Origin of the sequence: Halorubrum sp. CGM4_25_10-8A (assembly GCF_005435025.1) — an archaeon.
In the GTDB taxonomy this organism is placed as follows: domain Archaea; phylum Halobacteriota; class Halobacteria; order Halobacteriales; family Haloferacaceae; genus Halorubrum; species Halorubrum ezzemoulense.
Window position 1 is genome coordinate 238,389 of the sequence record NZ_SGTX01000002.1, and the last position, 17,130, is coordinate 255,518.

The 17,130-nt window shown below is 72.0% G+C and carries 14 protein-coding genes; 11 read left to right on the forward strand and 3 right to left on the reverse strand.

The features are described from left to right. Positions 1-24 precede the first annotated feature (24 nt). Positions 25-2,148: a type II secretion system F family protein gene (locus tag EXE52_RS03510; protein ID WP_241988195.1), complete on the reverse strand. Its 2,124-nt coding sequence runs from the start codon at positions 2,146-2,148 to the stop codon at positions 25-27. Next, the gene (locus EXE52_RS03515; RefSeq protein ID WP_089308856.1) at positions 2,145-4,556 is read right to left on the reverse strand and encodes a type II/IV secretion system ATPase subunit; all 2,412 of its coding nucleotides are present in this window, start codon (positions 4,554-4,556) and stop codon (positions 2,145-2,147) included. Before EXE52_RS03515 ends, EXE52_RS03510 begins: the two co-directional genes overlap by 4 nt. 341 nt (positions 4,557-4,897) lie before the next feature. Here EXE52_RS03515 and EXE52_RS03520 point away from each other — a divergent pair, with 341 nt between their 5' ends. The 7 genes from EXE52_RS03520 to EXE52_RS03550 all read left to right on the forward strand — a co-directional run bounded on the left by EXE52_RS03520 (position 4,898) and on the right by EXE52_RS03550 (position 11,684). Further along, positions 4,898-5,983: a sulfite exporter TauE/SafE family protein gene (locus tag EXE52_RS03520; protein WP_089308857.1), complete on the forward strand. Its 1,086-nt coding sequence runs from the start codon at positions 4,898-4,900 to the stop codon at positions 5,981-5,983. A 92-nt stretch (positions 5,984-6,075) separates the two neighbouring features. Beyond that, entirely contained in the window at positions 6,076-7,080 is a 1,005-nt protein-coding gene (locus EXE52_RS03525) for an alcohol dehydrogenase (protein WP_089308876.1), read from the forward strand. 127 nt (positions 7,081-7,207) lie between these two features. Then, positions 7,208-8,194, forward strand: coding sequence for a S49 family peptidase (locus EXE52_RS03530; protein ID WP_049931860.1), 987 nt, complete (start codon positions 7,208-7,210; stop codon positions 8,192-8,194). Beyond that, positions 8,191-9,219: a DUF4350 domain-containing protein gene (locus tag EXE52_RS03535; protein ID WP_089308858.1), complete on the forward strand. Its 1,029-nt coding sequence runs from the start codon at positions 8,191-8,193 to the stop codon at positions 9,217-9,219. The genes EXE52_RS03530 and EXE52_RS03535 overlap by 4 nt, the downstream gene beginning before the upstream one ends. Before the next feature lie 74 nt (positions 9,220-9,293). After that, a complete protein-coding gene (locus EXE52_RS03540; protein WP_049931862.1) occupies positions 9,294-10,334 on the forward strand; it encodes a zinc-dependent alcohol dehydrogenase family protein in 1,041 nt (346 codons plus the stop codon). Positions 10,335-10,435: 101 nt separating this feature from the next. Then, entirely contained in the window at positions 10,436-11,347 is a 912-nt protein-coding gene (locus EXE52_RS03545; RefSeq protein ID WP_049931863.1) for a CoA ester lyase, read from the forward strand. Positions 11,348-11,414: 67 nt separating this feature from the next. Beyond that, positions 11,415-11,684 (forward strand): hypothetical protein, encoded by a 270-nt coding sequence (locus tag EXE52_RS03550; RefSeq protein WP_086220733.1) that lies wholly within the window; start codon positions 11,415-11,417, stop codon positions 11,682-11,684. A 156-nt stretch (positions 11,685-11,840) separates the two neighbouring features. On the opposite strand, the gene EXE52_RS03555 is transcribed toward EXE52_RS03550, so the two are convergent. After that, positions 11,841-12,209, reverse strand: coding sequence for a VOC family protein (locus tag EXE52_RS03555; RefSeq protein ID WP_049931864.1), 369 nt, complete (start codon positions 12,207-12,209; stop codon positions 11,841-11,843). A 220-nt stretch (positions 12,210-12,429) separates the two neighbouring features. On the opposite strand from EXE52_RS03555, the gene EXE52_RS03560 reads away from it, so the two are divergent. The 4 genes from EXE52_RS03560 (at position 12,430) to EXE52_RS03570 (ending at position 16,912) form a co-directional block, all read left to right on the forward strand. Continuing rightward, positions 12,430-15,516 (forward strand): FAD-binding and (Fe-S)-binding domain-containing protein, encoded by a 3,087-nt coding sequence (locus EXE52_RS03560; protein WP_137703437.1) that lies wholly within the window; start codon positions 12,430-12,432, stop codon positions 15,514-15,516. A 164-nt stretch (positions 15,517-15,680) separates the two neighbouring features. Then, positions 15,681-15,857, forward strand: coding sequence for a hypothetical protein (locus EXE52_RS18425; protein WP_167373103.1), 177 nt, complete (start codon positions 15,681-15,683; stop codon positions 15,855-15,857). Between the two features lie 147 nt (positions 15,858-16,004). After that, positions 16,005-16,649: a class I SAM-dependent methyltransferase gene (locus EXE52_RS03565; protein ID WP_049931868.1), complete on the forward strand. Its 645-nt coding sequence runs from the start codon at positions 16,005-16,007 to the stop codon at positions 16,647-16,649. Continuing rightward, positions 16,646-16,912: a hypothetical protein gene (locus EXE52_RS03570; RefSeq protein ID WP_089308860.1), complete on the forward strand. Its 267-nt coding sequence runs from the start codon at positions 16,646-16,648 to the stop codon at positions 16,910-16,912. The genes EXE52_RS03565 and EXE52_RS03570 overlap by 4 nt, the downstream gene beginning before the upstream one ends. The last annotated feature ends 218 nt before the right edge of the window (positions 16,913-17,130 follow it).

Consider the following 17,130-nt stretch of genomic DNA (forward strand, 5'->3'; position numbering starts at 1 on the left):
GTCCACACCGGTATCGCTCCGGCCTCACACCAACCCACCCACGGTGAACACCACGTAACAGCACGCCACCAGCGCGCCCGAGTGGAGCAGCGCGGCGTACCGCCCTCGCGCGGCGGTCCCGGCGAACCACCCGGACGCCAGCATGGTCGCCTGCGTGACGACGTACAGTCGGAACCGCTCCAACTCGGGGTATACCCCCTCCGGCTCCGTCACGGCCTCGGACGCGGCCGCGAACTCCGCGAGCCGCGCGGCGTCGACGACCTGCGTGTTGACGACCGCGACGACGCCGGCGACGAGGACCGCCGCGGCCCAGCCGACGGCGATGTACGGCTGCATCGACGAGCGGAGCGCGCGCTGCTCGCTGTACAGCCGCCCGACCTCGATGCGGAGCGTCTCGAAGATGGCGTCGGCGTCGCTGCCGGCGTTTAACGCCCCCGTGACGAGCCCGAGCGTCCGCGCGGCGAGCGGCGTGTCGACGCGGTCGACGAACCGCTCGATGGCGGCCCCGCGGAGGTCGACCGCGGTCGGCTCCTCCGGTGAGCCGGCTCCGGGCTCCGAACGGGCCGAGTCGGCGGGCGCGGTCGTCGACCGCAGCGCGAACGCGAGGTCGGCCACGTCGTCGTCGAGGACGCCGAGGTCGGCGTCGCGCGCGACCGCCGCCACCGCGGCCTCGAGGGGGCGCCCCTGCGCGACGTGGCCCGAGACGGCGTGGACGAAGTCGGCGAGTTCGCGGTCCTTCGCGTCGTCGATCCGCGTGCGGCGCGCCGCGACGAGCCCGACGGGCACCGCGAAGGCGGCGTAGCCGACGAGGGCGACGTTGACCAGCGTGTAGCCCGCGACCGCGAGCCAGAGCGCGAGGGCGACCGCCGGCCCCGCGGCGACGACGGCCGTGCTCGCGGGGTTGCGCCCGGCGGTCGCGAGGACCGCCCGCGGGCTCGCCGGCGCCTCGTAGCTCGCCCGCTGGCTCGGCGGGCGGAGCGTACCCACCGCGACCGCCGCCGCGAGGCCGAACGCGACGAGGAACGCGACCGCGCCGTAGAGGACGACCGCCCGGGTCGGGACCACGCCGACCGGCGTCGAGACCGGCGGGAGCAGCTCGGGGATCACGACCGACAGCGCGGTCGCGCCGATGACGAGAAGCGCCGGCAACACCAACACGGCGACGAACAGCTCCGTGAGCAGTTCGAGGAACCGCCGGGCTCGCTTCCGGGCGCGGTCCTGCCGGTGCGAGAGCATCCGGCGCTCGGTCGCGAGGAACTCGGAGAGCGCCTCGTCGCCGGTGGCAGCGTGTTTCCGGAACTTGAGGAGGAACGGCGCGAGCAGCTCCCGCGACGGGGTGTCCCGCGCCACGCGCCGGAGCCCCTCGTCGAGGCTCCCCGCGAGCCGGGCGGCGTTGAGCGCCTTCCGGAACGAGGTCGCGGTGCCGCCGTACGCGTCGCCGTCGGCCGCCTTCCGGAGCATGGCCCGCGGCTCGTCGCTCCCCGAGGAGAGCAGTTCGAGGTAGCGCACCGCCCCCGGGAGGGTGCGCTCGATGTCCGTCCGCCGCGTCGCGACCACCCACCGCAGGTGGAGTCCGGCCACCGCGACCGTCGCGCGCTTGGCGAGGAGCGCGACACCGGTAGCGACGAGCAGCGCGGCCCGGTCCGTGCGGAGCGGGCCGACCGAGTCCGGCGTCGGGGCCGGCGTCGCCGTCGACCCTGCTGCGAGCAACGCCGCGCCGAACCGCGCCTCGACCGCGGCCGCGACCGCGGGCGCCGCGCCCGCCGCGACGACCAGCGCGGGCAGGAAGGCGGCGGCCGCGACGATCCACGAGAGCCCGTACGCCCCCGAGAGGTACGTCTCGAACCCGGTGTCGAGCGCGGTGCCGCGGTACCGCTTCCGGTCGGCGTCGTGCCGCCGGTCGCTCGCGTGGCGCGCGAACAGCGCGTAGCAGACCCGGCCGACGACCGCGAACCGCCCGCCCGCCGCGACGGGGTCGTCCGCGCCCGTCTCGCCTGTCGCGTCTACACTCGCCGCGTCCGCTCGGTCCGCGTGCGCCGCGTCCGCTCTGTGCGCGTGCGCCGCGTCCGACTGGCCCGCGCACGTCCCGGCCGCGCTCGCGCCGTTCGCCTCGGAGCCGACCGTTTCGGTCGCGCGACGCCGGCTCACGGCCGCCTCCGTGCCGCTGACTCGTCTCGGCTCTCGCCCCCGTCGTCGCGGTCCATCATCCGCGCGGCGCGCTCGACGGTCGCGGCCTCGTCGGTACGCAGGTCGGCGAGGAACTCGAACAGTTCGTCCGGGTCGTCGACGCCGTCTCGCACGAGGAACTCCACGTACCGACGCTTCGACGCGAACTCGGCGGCGACTGCCTCGCGGTCACGGTCGGTCCGGCTTGCGATCCGGTCGAAGGCGCGGAACAGCGGGTCGCTGTCCCGACCGCCGCCCGGAGCTTCGCCCGCCGCGGTCGCGCTCGACGCCGCCCCGTCCGCGTCGCCGCCCGGCGCGCCGGGGAACCGGAACGTCCCGTCGCCGTCGCGCCACGCGACCGTGTTGTACCGGACGGACTCCCCGCCCGCCTCGACGACGCCCGCACCGCCGCGCTTCGGGTCGCCGGTCGGGCTCCGCGTCGCCTCCGGGCCGAGGCCGTCGTACGCGGCCTCGGAGAGCGGCTCGATCGCCCGCGAGACGTACCGCTCGCCGTCGACCCGCCGCGGGAAGACGACGAGGTCGACCTCGCGCAGCAGGCGCGCGGGCAGGTCGCGCTCTCGCAGGCGGTTCGCCAGCGCCTCGACGTCCTCCGCGTGCGTCGTCCCGATCACGCCGTGGCCGGTGTTCAGGCTCTCGGCGAAGGTCTCGAAGCTCTCCGGGGTGTTGATCTCGGCGATGATCTCGACGTCCGGGTTGAGGTAGTTGGCCTCGGTCATCAGCTCGGCCATTCCCACCGACTTGTAGGCGTCCTCGTGGTCGCGCGTGGTGAGCGAGACGCCCGTCTCGTGGGGGAGCCGAACCTCGCGGGAGCCCTCGTCGACGGAGACCGGTCGGGCGTCGAACGGGATGAACGGCGCGTGAGCGTTGAGCAGCGTCGTCTTGCCGACCCCCGTCGGTCCGGCGAAGAGGACGACCCCGCGGTGTTCGTACAGCAGCCACAGCAGCGTCACGAGGTCAACCGACAGGGTCCCGCGCTCGATCAGGTCGACCGGGGCGAGCGCGTCTGCGCGCTGCTTCCGGATCGAGACGTGCGGGCCGCACTCAGAGATGACCGGGAGCGCCACCGCACACCGGATCGTCTGCGGCACGCCGTCGAGTTCGAGGTTCACCTTCGCTGAGGGCGTCGAGGCGTTGAGCTCCGTCCCGTCGCGGGCGGCGATCCCCGTGACGACGTCGACGAACGTCGTCTCGTCCTCGAACGCGAGGTTCGTCGGGATCCGAGAGCCGACCGCCGGGGCCTCGCCGTCACCCCGGCTCGCGGCGGCGGAACGGCCCGTCTCGTCCGCCGCGCCGGAGAGGACGGACGCGCGCGGGACGACCTTCACGCGCTCTCCGACCCGGTTCGCCTCCACGTCTTCGAGGTGCGGGTCGCGGATCGGGACCGTGAGGATCCCCTCGCCGACGAAGTCGCGCAGCACGTAGTACGCGAGGTCGTCGAGCCGGTCGCGGGCGAACCGCGAGTCGACGGGCGGCGCGACGAGCCCCCGGTCCGCGAGCGCCGACCTCGCCCGGTACGCGGCGGCGTCGAGCCACGCCCGGGTGTTGCGCGCGGTCAGCCGCCGCGAGAGGAAGCGGCGGGCGCGGGCGGCGACGAACGACTCCCGATCCTCGATCACGTCGCTGACGGTCGTCTCCCAGATCCGCGACTTACACTCCTCGATGAGCTCCTCGTCGCCGGGCAGAAGGTCCGGCTCTAGCACGGCGTACTTCGTCTCGAACGCGTCCGAGCCGAGCAGCCGCTCGCGGTAGAGGACCACCTCGACCGCGAGCCCGGCGAACTCGACGGTGTACTGCGCGAGCCGCTCGGCCGCCACGCGTTCGACGTAGTCGGCGTCGGCGTCGATCCCCGTCTCCAGCGGCGCGAACGTCTCGGTGTGGACGACAAGCTCGCGGTCGTCGCCCACGTCGGCCACCTCGATCCGGTCGTCCAAGGCGATCGGCGTGAGCGCGCCGAGCAGCCGGAACTCCCGCAGCGCGTGGTAGTCGATCCGTCGACGCGCGGCGGCGCTCGCGTCCACCAACCGGTCGATCGCCTCCGCGTACTTCGGCTCGAACCCGGCCTCGGCGCGCTCGACGACCCCGACCCGGGTGAGCGGGCGACGGTGCCGCACCGCGGAGAAGCGGTCCCGGACGCGGTCGAGCGCGCGCTCGTCCCCGACCGACAGCGGCGGTTCGCGGGCGTCGTAGCCGAACCGCCCGCCGTCGCGCTCGCGGACGGTCGCCACCACGCCGGGGGCGGCCTCGTACTGCGCCCGGACGTCCGGGGCGTACCACGCCTCGGGGTCGTCCGGCGGCACCGGCGCGGGGACCGCACCGCTCGACCCCTCGTCGGGCTCGTCGACGATCCGGAGGGTCGCTCCGTCGCTCACCGCCCCGTCCTCCGGCTCCGCCGGTCCGCAGTCGTCGTCTCTCCGCTTATCGCGTCTATCGCGCCCGGCGGGCGCGTCGCCGTCCCCGAGACGCCGCGCGCCGCGGTCCCGAGATCCCGTGTCATCGTTCGATCCGCGGGTGATCTACGGGTCCGTTTAATCGTTTCTTTTCTGTCACTGTCCATTCATTTCACGCCGCGAAAACGTGCGCTCGTCCGGTCGGATATCGAAGGTGTGGTACCCGCTCCGACCCGCTCCACGACGGTGACGATCGATCATCACTATCGTGACGTGTGAAAACGCATTTATTCGTCTCCCCGTAACCCGCGTTCCACGCCTCAATGAGCACGTCACTGTCGAGCGACGTTCAGCGCGCCTTTCTGCGCTATCAGCACGTCTTCGTCTTCCTCGCTCCCCTCGCGTTCGTCGGGGGCGTGTACGCCTTCGCGCCGACGCCCGCCGACGCCGGCGTCGGCTACTGGACCGAGTACTGGTGGCTGTTCGCGGTCTTCACCGCCGGCGCCACGATCGTCAACACCGTCGGGATCAGCGGGTCGGCGCTGTTCGTGCCGTTCCTCATCTTCGCCTTCCCGCTGGTCGCCTACCCGCTGGAGCCGACGACGCTGGTGAAGATCGGCCTCATCAGCGAGTCGTTCGGGCTGTCGAGTTCGTCGCTCGCGTTCATCCAGTACGGGCTCGTCGACCGCCGGCTCTCGCTCTCGCTCGTGTTGGGCAGCGTCCCGTTCGTCGTCGGCGGGGCGCTCCTCTCGTTCGTGATCCCCGAACCGGTGTTCCACGCGCTGTTGGGGGTCGCGCTTCTGGCGGCCTCGTACCTGCTGTTCAAGGCCAACTTGGCCCACGGCGACCCCACCGAGAGCGGGGGTGACGAGGAGGTCGCGACCGACGGCGGCTCGTCACCGGATCTCCCCGACGACGACAACAAGCTCGGGCCGGCAGGCGTCGACACCGACGAGTCCGGCACCGTCACCCGGGTCGACCGCGACGGCGACGACTACACCTACTCCCGCGGCGGCTACCTCGAACGGTTCCTCAACTACAGCGTCGGCGGGGTGTTCCAGGGGCTCGCCGGCTTCGGGATCGGCGAGCTCGGGATCATCTCGATGCTCCGGACGCAGGTCCCGGTCCGCGTGGCGATCGGCACCAACCACATCGTCGTCGCGACGACTGCCGTCTTGGCGTCCGTCGTCCACGTGTTCGGCGGCGGACTGGTCGGCGGCCACACGATGGACCTGGCGACGACGCCGTGGAACATGGTCGTCTGGACGGTCCCGGCGACGACGCTCGGCGGGCAGATCGCCCCGTACGTCTCGACCGCGCTGGACACCGGGACGATCAAGGCGGGCGTGGGCGGCCTGTTCGCGGTCATCGCAGCCGCGCTGTTCGCGATGGCCGCCGGCGGGATCTGAGGGCTGACGCCCCCCGCCGCCGAGCGGTCGTATCGCCGCCGGCGTCAGCTTCTTGATCGTCTCGACCGGAGCGTGTTCCGATGACGGACACCATGCGTGCCGCGGTCGTGCCGGAGCCCGGAGCCGAGTTCGAACTCGTGGAGCGCGACGTGCCGGAACCGGACCCCGGCGAGGTCCGGGTCGCCGTCGAGGCGTGCGGGATCTGCCGCAGCGACGAGTTCGTCGTCGAGGGCGGCTATCCCGGCGTGGACTACCCGCGCGTCCCCGGCCACGAGATCGCCGGGCGCGTCGACGCGGTCGGCGCCGATGTCGACGCGTGGGAGCCGGGCGAGCGCGTCGGCGCGGGGTGGCACGGCGGCCACTGTTTCACCTGCGAGCCGTGTCGCCGCGGGCAGTTCCTTCAGTGCGAGAATGCCGAGATCACCGGGCTCACGTTCGACGGCGGCTACGCCGAGTACGCCACCGTCCCCGCCGAGGCGCTGGCGGCGATCCCGGACGGCCTCGACGCTGTCGACGCCGCCCCGCTGCTTTGCGCCGGGATCACCACCTACAACGCCCTGCGTAACTCCGACGCCCGCGCCGGCGACCTCGTCGCCGTCGTCGGCGTCGGCGGGCTCGGTCACCTCGCGGTCCAGTACGCGCACGCCGCCGGCTACGAGACGGTCGCGATCTCGCGTACCCCCGAGAAGGAGGCGCTCGCGAGGGACCTCGGGGCCGACCACTTCGTGAACGCCGCGGAGTCGGACCCGGCCGCGCGGCTCTCGGAGCTGGGCGGCGCGAGCGTCGTCCTCACGACTGCCCCCGCGAGCGACGCCATCGAGTCGGTCGTGGGTGGGCTCGGGATCGACGGTTCGGTGATCGTCGCCGGGATCCCCGGCGAGCCGGTGTCGGTCGACGCCCAGCAGCTGGTCGGGACGCGGGGCGCCGTCGAGGGGTGGGGCTCGGGGCACGCCCGCGACTCGCAGGACACGCTGGAGTTCAGCGCCCTGCGCGACATCGCGCCGGAGATCGAGACGTTCGCGCTCGACGATGTCGCCGCGGCGTACGACCGGATGGCCGACAACGAGGCGCGGTTCCGAGTCGTCTTGGAGCCGTAGGCGACGGGCGCGATCGCTTCCCGGCCTCGCGACGGGTTTGCCCACCCGTCTCGCCCCCGTCGCTCGCGGCGTCGTCGTCCCGGAGTCGTTGTTTTTATCATACAGTTGCCGATCGTATAAGACGGCGATGTCAGCAGACAAGCCCTCCACGGCCCTCACGTCGCGACAGCAGGTGGCTGTCGTCGTGCTGGCCGCGGCTCTGGTCGGCGCCGTGCTCGCTCCGAGCGTGTACGCGGCGACAAACGAACCGAGTGATACCGTCGCCGTCGTCGAGATAGAGGGGCCCGTCAACACGGCCCTCGCCGACGACGTTGAGAGCGAACTAGCGGACATCCGCGCCAACGAGTCCGTCGGCGCGGTCGTCCTCAAGCTGGACACGCCCGGCGGCGCGCCCGTCGCCTCCGAGCGGATGTACAAGGCGGTCCAGCGGACGAGCGATGACATGACCGTCATCGCGAGCGTCCAGTCGATCAGCGCCTCGGGCGGCTACTACGCGATGGCGCCCGCGGACGAGATCTACGTGCTCCCGACCTCGACGGTCGGCAGCATCGGCCTGAACGCTCCCGCGCCCCGAGCGTCGTCGACCGCGCTCGGACCGAGCGGCCCCGACAAGGCCGGAAGCAACCCGACGCAGGCGTGGGCCGAACAACAGACGCTCGCGGACACGTTCATCAACGCGATGATGGCCGAGCGTAGCGACGAGTTCGAGATGCCCCGCGAGGAGGTCGCGAAGGCCGACACCTACCTCGGTACCGAGGCCGTTCAGAACGGCTTCGCCGATGAGATCGGCTCGCTCAACGAGGCGATTCACGCGGCTGCGACCGAGGAGGAACTCGGCGAGTACACGGTCGACACCCGCGAGACCGGACAGGAGTTCGGCATCCCCTTCCTCGTCCGGACCGACACCGGGATCGTCGCGATCCACGCGAACGACCCCGGGTACGCCGACGTGAAGCCGATGCCCTCGACGTACGTGTACACGCCCGCCGTCCCGCACGTCGACACGATCGAGCGGTTCTCCGAGACCGACGTGCGGACCGGCGGCGCGGCTTCGACCGAGCGCGGGACGCCGGGGAACGAGACGGCGCGGCTCAGCGGAGGTGTTGGCGCGTGACCCGCGTCGCCCCCCTCGCGGCCGCGTTCGTCGTGACCCTCGCGGCGGTCACCGGCGGCGCCGCGGTCGCCGGCTACGTGACCGCCGACGGCGCCGCGCCCGCCCCGGCGATCCAGAACGACCACTACCAGAACCCAGACCTGATCGCGAACGACACGCCCGGGCAGGCGACGGTCGAGATGGACGCCTCGGCCGGCTCCCAGACCGTCCTCGTCGACCCCGGCGTCGAACCGGCCACCGCCCGTCCGGTGCTCCCCTTCAGCCTCATCGGGCTCGGCGGCGGCGGCGTCGCCGACCGGGACATCCGGCCGCTCGCGAATGCGCTCATCGAGAACGGTCACGAGGTGGGCGTGTACGTCCCCGATCCGGACCAGCAGCGACGGCCCGCGCGGCCCGGCGCCGAGGAGACGACCCAGCTCGGCGAGCGGCTCGCCGAGGCCGACGCGTTCGTGACGTTCCGGACCGACTACGAGCCGGACGAGCTCGACGCGATCGAGTCGTTCGTCGAGTCCGGCGGTCACGTCGTGCTCGCCACCGAGCCCGACGCGGCGTACTCGCAGCCGGGCGCGGCGTCTCTCGACGCGACGCTCGACGTCACGACCGAGAGTGGGTACGTGTACAACATGGAAGAGAACGACCTGAACTACCAGCGCGTGTACGCCGAGGCGACCGGCGACGCGTCGCTGACCGAGGGCGTCGACCGCGCGGTGTTCCCGTCGGCGACGCCCGTCGGGACGCCGGCCGGCGGCGCCGACGTGCTGCGCCCGATCGAGGGCAGCGAGCTCTCGACGACGCGCGCGCCCACGGACGCGCCGCTGTTAGTCCGCAACGACGAGGTCGTCATGATCGGCGACAGCGACTTCCTGTCGCCGGACAACGCCAGGCGCGCCGACAACGACGCGCTGATCGGTAACCTCGCGGACTTCCTCGTGACGAACGACCGGACGCCGCCCGGCGACGGCGGATCCACGGGCCCGACGCAGCCGGGGCCCGGCCAGCCGCCGACGAACGGCACCGCTGGCTGATCGGTCGGTCGGTCCGCGCCCGAGCGACTTCCGTCACCCTCTCATTTTTGCCGCCCGCGCCGGAAGCGAACTGTATGCGAGCAGCCGTCTTCAACGGTCCCGGCGACATCGGCGTGGAAGAGCGACCCCGGCCCGAGATCGAGGCGCCGACGGACGCGATCGTCCGCGTGACCCACACCGCGGTCTGCGGCTCCGACCTCTGGTTCTACCGCGGCGACAGCGAGCGCGACCCCGGCTCCCCAGTCGGCCACGAGCCGATGGGGATCGTCGAGGCGGTCGGAGAGGCCGTCACCTCGGTCGAGCCCGGCGACCGGGTGCTCGCGCCGTTCGCGATCTCCTGCGGCGAGTGCGAGTTCTGCCGGAAGGGGCTCCACACCTCCTGCGAGAACGGCGACTCCTGGGGCGGCGACAACGGCGGCGGACAGGGCGAGTACGTCCGGTCGACCCACGCCGACGGGACGCTCGTGCGCGTGCCCGACCGCTACGCCGACGACGAGGACACGCTCCGCTCGCTGCTCCCGCTCACCGACGTGATGGGCACCGGCCACCACGCTGCGGTCAGCGCGGGCGTCGAGGCGGGGTCGACCGTGGCCGTCATCGGCGACGGCGCGGTCGGGCTCTGCGGCGTCCTCGCGGCGCGTCGGCTCGGCGCGGAGCGCATCGTCGCCGTCGGCCACCACGAGGACCGGCTCGAACTCGCCGAGGAGTTCGGCGCTACCGAGACCGTCTCCGAGCGCGGTGAGGCCGCGGTCGAGCGGATCCGAGAGCTCACCTACGGCGGGCCGAACCACGTGATGGAGTGCGTCGGCGCCGCGAGCGCGATGAACACCGCGATCGACGCCGTCCGTCCCGGCGGCACGATCGGGTACGTCGGCGTCCCCTACGGCGTCGAGGAGGAGGGGCTCGACGTGTTCGGGATGTTCGGACAGAACGTCACGCTCGCGGGCGGAGTCGCCCCGGTCCGCGCATACGCCGAGGAGCTGATGGCCGACGTGCTACAGGGAACGCTCGACCCCGCGCCGATCTTCACCGAGACGGTCGACCTCGACGGCGTCGCCGAGGGGTACCGGCTGATGGACGAGCGCGAGGCGATCAAGGTGCTGGTCAAGCCGTAGCGGCCGCGGCTCGGCGGCCGTTAACTCGTTTTCGACCCGGCGAAAATACCCCGCGTAAGGTAGCTTTATTTTCATGGACGAGCGTGATAGATTCGACACAGATGACGGACGTTACCCTTCGCCGGACGCAGCTCGCGACCCCGGCGAGCGACGAGAAGATGATGCACTCAGCCGCCGACAGCGACGCCGACGAGGTGTTCCTCGACCTCGAGGACTCCGTGGCCCCCAACGCCAAGCCGGACGCCCGCGAGCCCCTCATCGAGGCGGCCCGCGAGGAGGACTGGAGCGACAAGGTCCTCAGCTTCCGGATGAACGGGATCGACACGGAGTGGTGGTACGACGACGTGATCACCGTCGTCGGCGCCGCGGGCGAGTCCATCGACGACATCATCATCCCCAAGGTGAAGTCCGCCAGCGACATTCACACCGTCGAGAACCTGCTCCGGCAGGTCGAGGTGAACAACGGGCTGGAGGTCGGCGCCATCGGCCTCGAGCCCCAGATCGAGGACGGCGAGGGGATCCACAACGTCCACGATATCGCGCACGCCTCCGACCGGCTCTCCTCGATCATCTTTGGGCCGGGAGACTACTCCGCGGCGATGGGCACGCCCGGGCTCGACATCGGCCAGTTCCCAGAGTACCCCGGCCACTACTGGCACCACGCGCTCTCCGAGTGTAACTCGGCGGCGAAGTCGGCCGGCCTGCCGTGTCTCGACGGCCCGTACGCCGACATCGAGGACGCCGACGGGTTCCGGCAGTCCGCCGAGCGCGCCAACATGATCGGCTGCGACGGCAAGTGGGCGATCCACCCATCGCAGATCGAGATCGGCAACGACGTGTTCGCGCCCGACCCGGAGACCGCAGAGCGCGCCAAGCGCATCGTCGACGCCTACGCCGAGGCGATGGAGGAGGGCAAAGGCGCCGTGAGCGTCGACGGCCAGATGGTCGACGAGGCGACCAACAAGATGGCCCAAGACATCGTCGAGACGGCCGAGGCCGCCGGGATCCTGTAAGGAGTCGCGCGCCGCACTCCCTGTTCTGGCGTCCGCTTTTTTTGCGATTCGGAGCCACGCTAATGGTATGGGTGACGGCAGGTGGGGAGCGCTCGTTCACCACGTCGTCGCGGTGCCGACGTTCGTCGCGGCGTTCTGGCTCTTTCGGCTCTCCTCGCTCCCGGGACTCCCCGTGACGGTCGCCGGGCTCGAGTACGTGGCGCTCCGCGCCACGGGACGGAGGCGAACGGGCGAGGGGGCTGGCTGCTGGTGTGGGTGGGCTACGCGGTGCCGTTCGGCCACGCCCTCGGAACGGAGGACGCGGGGCGGTTCGGCCGCCTCTTCGTTCTCGCGCTGATCACGGTGCTGGTCTGGGCGGTCGTCGAGGACCGTCCGCGTTCTTCGACGACGTCGACGTGGACGTGTGGCCCGGCGATGACGACGACGGGTGGTGACCGCCGAAGTACGCGCGTCGTCCGGTCCGGACGCACCGCCGCCTTCGGTGCCCGACCGCTCACAGAGGCTCGATCAGCTCGACGACGTGGCCGTCCGGGTCCTTCACGAAGGCGGTCCGGGCCCCCGCTTCCGGCTGGTCGCCCGGCTCCTTCACGACGCCGTGGTGGTCGATCGTCTCGAACGCGGCGTCCACGTCGTCGACGCCGACGGCGACGTGGTCGTAGCGGTCGCCGTCCGCGCTCGGCGCCGCGCCGTCCGTGTCAGACAGCTGGAACTCGACGCCGCCGTCGCCGGCGACGTACACGTTGCGCGTGTCGCCGTCGGCGGTCGTGAACTCCCAAGCGCGTTCGAACCCGAGCTGCTCGACGTACCAGTCCGCGGCGCGGTCGGCGTCCGCCACGTTGAGACACGTGTGGAGAATCTCCATGCGTCGTGCTGTCGCGGCGACGGCATAAATCCCGACGGCAAGCCGGAGGACGCCTCGGGTAGACACAGCGAAGGGACGCCTCGGACGGACGCAGCGAGGCAACACGCGACGAGAGCGACTGCGCCCCGGAGCGACGACACGGGGCCGACGTCGGACCCCGCTCCCCGCCGAAACTATCATGAACAAAGGTTTTATTCTCTGTTCTCCCCCGGTCGTTAGCATGGCAAGCGAGCCCACGAGGGACGGTGACACACCTGCCCCGGACACGTCGGCGGCCGCGCTCGGCCACGATCGGCCGGACGTGCCCGCGTATCGGGCGCTCGCGGCGGACCTCCGCGAGCGCGTGACGGGCGAGGTCCAGTTCGACGAGTACGCGCAGGTGCTGTACGCCACGGACGGGAGCGTCTATCAGGCCCGGCCCGCCGGCGTCGTCGTCCCCCGCTCGATCGACGACGTGCGGGCGGCGATGGCGGTCGCGGCCGACCACGGCGTCCCCGTCATCCCGCGGGGGGCCGGCTCCTCGCTGGCCGGGCAGAGCGTCGGTCCGGGCTGTGTCGTCCTCGACTTCTCGACGCACATGGACGGGATCGTCGAGGTGCGCCCGGACGACCGGAGGGCGGTGGTCCAGCCCGGGGTCGTTCAGGACCGACTCGACGACCGGCTGGCGGAGGACGGGCTGAAGTTCGCGCCGGATCCGGCCTCCTCGGCGCGGGCGACGGTCGTCGGCGGCATCGGCAACAACTCCACCGGCGCGCACTCGGTCCGGTACGGGATCACCGACGCGTACACGGAGGAGCTGACAGTCGTGCTCGCCGACGGGTCGCTGATCGAGACCCGCGAGGTTGTCCTCGACTCGCCGGAGTACGAGGCGATCGTCGAACGGGACGACCGGGAGGCGGCGCTGTACGAGACGACCCGCGCGCTCATCGAGGCGAACGAGGCCGCGATCGACGAGAAGTACCCGAACCTCAAGCGCTCCGTCTCCGGGTACAACCTCCACAAGGTGATCTACGAGAACGACGACGGCGAGCGGGTGATCAACCTCTCGAAGCTGTTCGTCGGCGCGGAGGGGACGCTCGGGACGATCGTCGAGGCGGAGGTGTCGCTCGTCACGCGACCCGAGGAGACGGCGCTCGCGCTGTACGCCTTCGACTCGCTGGTCGACGCGATGAAGGCGGTCCCGGAGGCGCTGGAGTTCCCCGTGAGCGCGGTCGAGCTGATGGACGACGAGGTGTTCTCGCTGGCGGCCGGGTCACAGGAGTTCGCGCAGTACGCGGAGCCGATCCCGGAGCGCGCGGCCGCGGCGCTCATGCTGGAGTGGGACTCGGAGCTGGTCGACGACTTCGCGGACGGGATCGCCGACACGACGGCGCACTTCGTCGCCGAGGGCGACGCGTTCGACGTACTGGAGGCGTACGCCCCCGAGGCCCAAGAAGACCTCTGGAAGCTCCGGAAGGCCGCCATCCCGCTCCTGATGAGCATGCGGGGCGACCCGAAGCCGTACCCGTTCATCGAGGACGCCACGGTCCCGCCCGAAGAGCTCGCGGAGTACGTCGGGCAGTTCGAGTCGGTCCTCGCGGATCATGACACCTCGGCGGCGTACTTCGCCCACGCCGGGAGCGGGACGCTCCACATCCGGCCCATCCTCTCGCTGAAGGAGGAGGAAGGCGTCGAGAAGATGCACTCCATCTCCGAGGACGTCACCGACCTCGTCTTGGAACACCACGGCGCCTTCTCGGGCGAACACGGCGACGGGCTCGCGCGCACGGAGTTCAACCCGAAGATGTACGGCGAAGCGCTGTGGGCGGCGTTCCAGGAACTCAAGTCGACGTTCGACCCCGAGTGGCGGATGAATCCCGGGAAGGTCGTCTACGTCGACGGCGACACCGCGGCCGAGCGGGGCTATCCCGACACCGCCGCCGAGACGGACATGCGCGAGAACCTCCGGTACGGCCCCGCCTACGAGTCGATCGAGCCGCAGACCGAGCTGGACTTCTCCGACGAGGGCGGGCTCTCGCACCTCGTCGAGCTGTGTAACGGCTGCGGCACCTGCCGAGAGACCGACTCCGGCGTGATGTGTCCGACCTACCGCGCCTCCGAGGAGGAGGTCCAGTCGACCCGCGGCCGGGCGAACATGCTCCGGGCCGCGATCAGCGGGGAGCTCGACGACGACGAGATCCACTCCGACCGGTTCCAAGAGGAGGTGCTCGGGCTCTGCGTCGGCTGTAAGGGGTGTAAGAGCGACTGCCCCACGGGGGTCGACCTCGCGAAGCTCAAGGCCGAGGTGAAACACGACCACCACGAGCGGGAGGGGGCGGGCCTCCGCGAGCGCATCTTTCGCGACATCGACCGACTCTCCGCGCTCGGCAGCGCGCTCGCCCCGCTCTCGAACGCGGCCACGAAGCTCCCGGGCGCCCGCAAGGTGATGGACGCGGTCGCGGGGATCGCCCCGGACCGCGAGCTCCCGACGTTCCGCGCCGAGAGCTTCGAGGAGTGGTTCGACGCGCGCGGGGGCTCGACGGTCGACCCCGCCGACGCGACCGACACGGTCGCGCTGTTCCCCGACACCTACACCAACTACAGCTACCCGGCCGCCGGCAAGGCCGCCGTTTCGGTGCTGGAGGCGGCCGGCGTCCGCGTCGAGGTGCCGGACGACCTCGCGCCCTCGGGCCGCGCGGCGTTCTCGACGGGATTCCTCGACGCGGCCCGCGAGCGCGCCGAGGCCAACGTCGCGGCGCTCGCGCCCCGCGTCCGCGACGGGCAGTCGGTCGTCTTCGTCGAGCCCTCGGACGCGGTGATGTTTCAGGACGAGTACCTCGACCTGCTCGACGGCGACGAGGTCAGAGCGGTGTCGGCCGCCGCGTGCGGCGTCCTGGAGTACCTCGACGCCGGCCGCGTGGACGAGCGGCTGGCGTTCGACGCGCCCGCGGAGTCGCTCACCTACCACGGCCACTGTAACCAGAAGGCGACGAACAAGGACCACCACGCGGTCGGCGTGCTGCGGCGCGCCGGCTACGACGTGTACCCGCTCGACTCCTCCTGTTGCGGGATGGCGGGGTCGTTCGGTTACGAGTCCGAACACTACGACCTCTCGGCGGCGATCGGTCGGATCCTCTTCGATCAGGTCGACGAGAGCGACGGCGAGACGGTGACCGCCCCCGGGGCCTCCTGCCGGTCACAGCTCGGCGACCGCGACGCCGCGGCCGCGGCCCCGCCGCACCCCATCGAGAAGGTCGCCGAGGCGGTCGCCGGGCCCGCGCCCGACGCGGGCGCCGACGCGACGACTCCGTCCCCGGCCGACGACTGAGCCGGCGTTACGGTCGACGCCCCCGCCGATCGGCCCGGCGTCCGCGACCGTCAGTTCGGCGCCCGGGCCGATCTGTCCGTCCCGTCGACACCGCGCTTTGCGGGCTCTCACCCCGCTTAACCGACGTAACGCTTATGAGCGAACAGAGCTTGTCAATAGTTGCCATGTGCCACCATTACGACGAGGCGATGACCTGGGAGGAGGTCCGGGCACGCCACCGATCCGAGGAGGCGGACGAGGAACCCGACGCGATCCCCGACGCCGACGCGGTCGACGAGCCGGCGGGTGAGACGGAGGAGCCCGAGCCCCCGGCGGAGCCGCGCGCCCCGGCCGACGACTGACGCGGTCGGGCACGACCCCGCCTCGAACCCCGACAATCTTTTCGCGCGCCCGGAACGCCGAGCGGCGGCGCCGGCGTGCCTCGACCGCCGGCGCCAGCGTGCCCCGACCGCCGACGAAATCAAGCCGCTCGCGCCCGTCACGTCGGTATGGACCGCAACGCGGTGCGCCGCGCGTGGGACGAGGTCGCCGAGACGTACGCCGCCCGCCGCGACCCCGACGGCTCGGACGCGGCGCTGATCGACGACCTGCTCGACGCGCTGGCAAGTGACCCCGCGGTCGGCGACGGCGACCCGCTCGTCCTCGACGTCGGCTGCGGCGACGGCGCGCGCACGCTCGCGAACCTCCCGCCGGGCAGCGTCGGGATCGACATCTCTCGCCGGGGGCTCGACATCGCCCGAGAGACCGTCCCCGAGGCCCGGCTCGTCCACGGCGAGATGTCGGCGCTCCCGTTCGCGGCCGACCGCTTCGACGCGGTCACGGCGTACCACGCGGTGTTTCACGTCGAGCGGGAGCGCCACCCCGAGGTGTACGCGGAGTTCGCCCGCGTCCTCCGTCCCGGCGGGCGACTCCTCACGACGCTGCCGGGCGGCCGCTTCGAGACGGTCCGGCGCGGCTGGATGGGCGGCGAGATGTTCTTCTCCGCACCTGGCCGCGAGCGCACGCTCGACCAGCTCCGCGCCGCGGGGTTCACCGAGGTCGAGACGCCGACCGCGACCGACCCGCTCGGCAGCAGTACCGAGTTCGCGCTCGCGACGCTCGGCGAGACACCCGACAGGGAAGCAAACTCGTGACCGACGCCGACGAGGTCCCTCACGACGTGCGAGCGAGCCTCGAACAGCTGCTCGTCGCGGCGTCGACCGCGGCGGCCGAGGGCGACGAGCCGACTGCGCGGGCCGCCCTCGACACGGCCGAGACGGTAGCGACGAACAAGCTCCCGGCCGGCGAGCGTCGCGACCGCGTCCGGTGGGGCTGCGGGGCCGCGCTCGACGCCCTGCCGAACGGCGACCTCGCGGCCGCGTACGCGACGGCGACCGCTGAGGCCGTCACGGAGTAGGCGTCGCGTCGGCCGCGAAACCACCGACCATTTCACCAGCTCCGTTCCACGGCCGGGCACGGACCGGCGGGACGCGCGGTTCGTCCTCCTGAGTACCCTGCTCGCCGTCACGCTGCTAAACACGCTCGACGCCCCGACGGCGCGGTGGTTCCAACGGCGTCAGCCGCCCTGGCGGTCGCGACGCTGCTGTACGCCGGCTACGTCGTCTCGCGGCCCCT

Bases quoted from the DNA above. Each gene is read 5' to 3' on its own strand.
- EXE52_RS03560 (WP_137703437.1), top strand. From the start codon at position 12,430: ATGGCAAGCGAGCCCACGAGGGACGGTGACACACCTGCCCCGGACACG.
- EXE52_RS03555 (WP_049931864.1), bottom strand. From the start codon at position 12,209: ATGGAGATTCTCCACACGTGTCTCAACGTGGCGGACGCCGACCGCGCC.
- EXE52_RS03565 (WP_049931868.1), top strand. From the start codon at position 16,005: ATGGACCGCAACGCGGTGCGCCGCGCGTGGGACGAGGTCGCCGAGACG.
- EXE52_RS03550 (WP_086220733.1), top strand. From the start codon at position 11,415: ATGGGTGACGGCAGGTGGGGAGCGCTCGTTCACCACGTCGTCGCGGTG.
- EXE52_RS18425 (WP_167373103.1), top strand. From the start codon at position 15,681: ATGTGCCACCATTACGACGAGGCGATGACCTGGGAGGAGGTCCGGGCA.
- EXE52_RS03525 (WP_089308876.1), top strand. From the start codon at position 6,076: ATGCGTGCCGCGGTCGTGCCGGAGCCCGGAGCCGAGTTCGAACTCGTG.
- EXE52_RS03520 (WP_089308857.1), top strand. From the start codon at position 4,898: ATGAGCACGTCACTGTCGAGCGACGTTCAGCGCGCCTTTCTGCGCTAT.
- EXE52_RS03530 (WP_049931860.1), top strand. From the start codon at position 7,208: ATGTCAGCAGACAAGCCCTCCACGGCCCTCACGTCGCGACAGCAGGTG.
- EXE52_RS03545 (WP_049931863.1), top strand. From the start codon at position 10,436: ATGACGGACGTTACCCTTCGCCGGACGCAGCTCGCGACCCCGGCGAGC.
- EXE52_RS03540 (WP_049931862.1), top strand. From the start codon at position 9,294: ATGCGAGCAGCCGTCTTCAACGGTCCCGGCGACATCGGCGTGGAAGAG.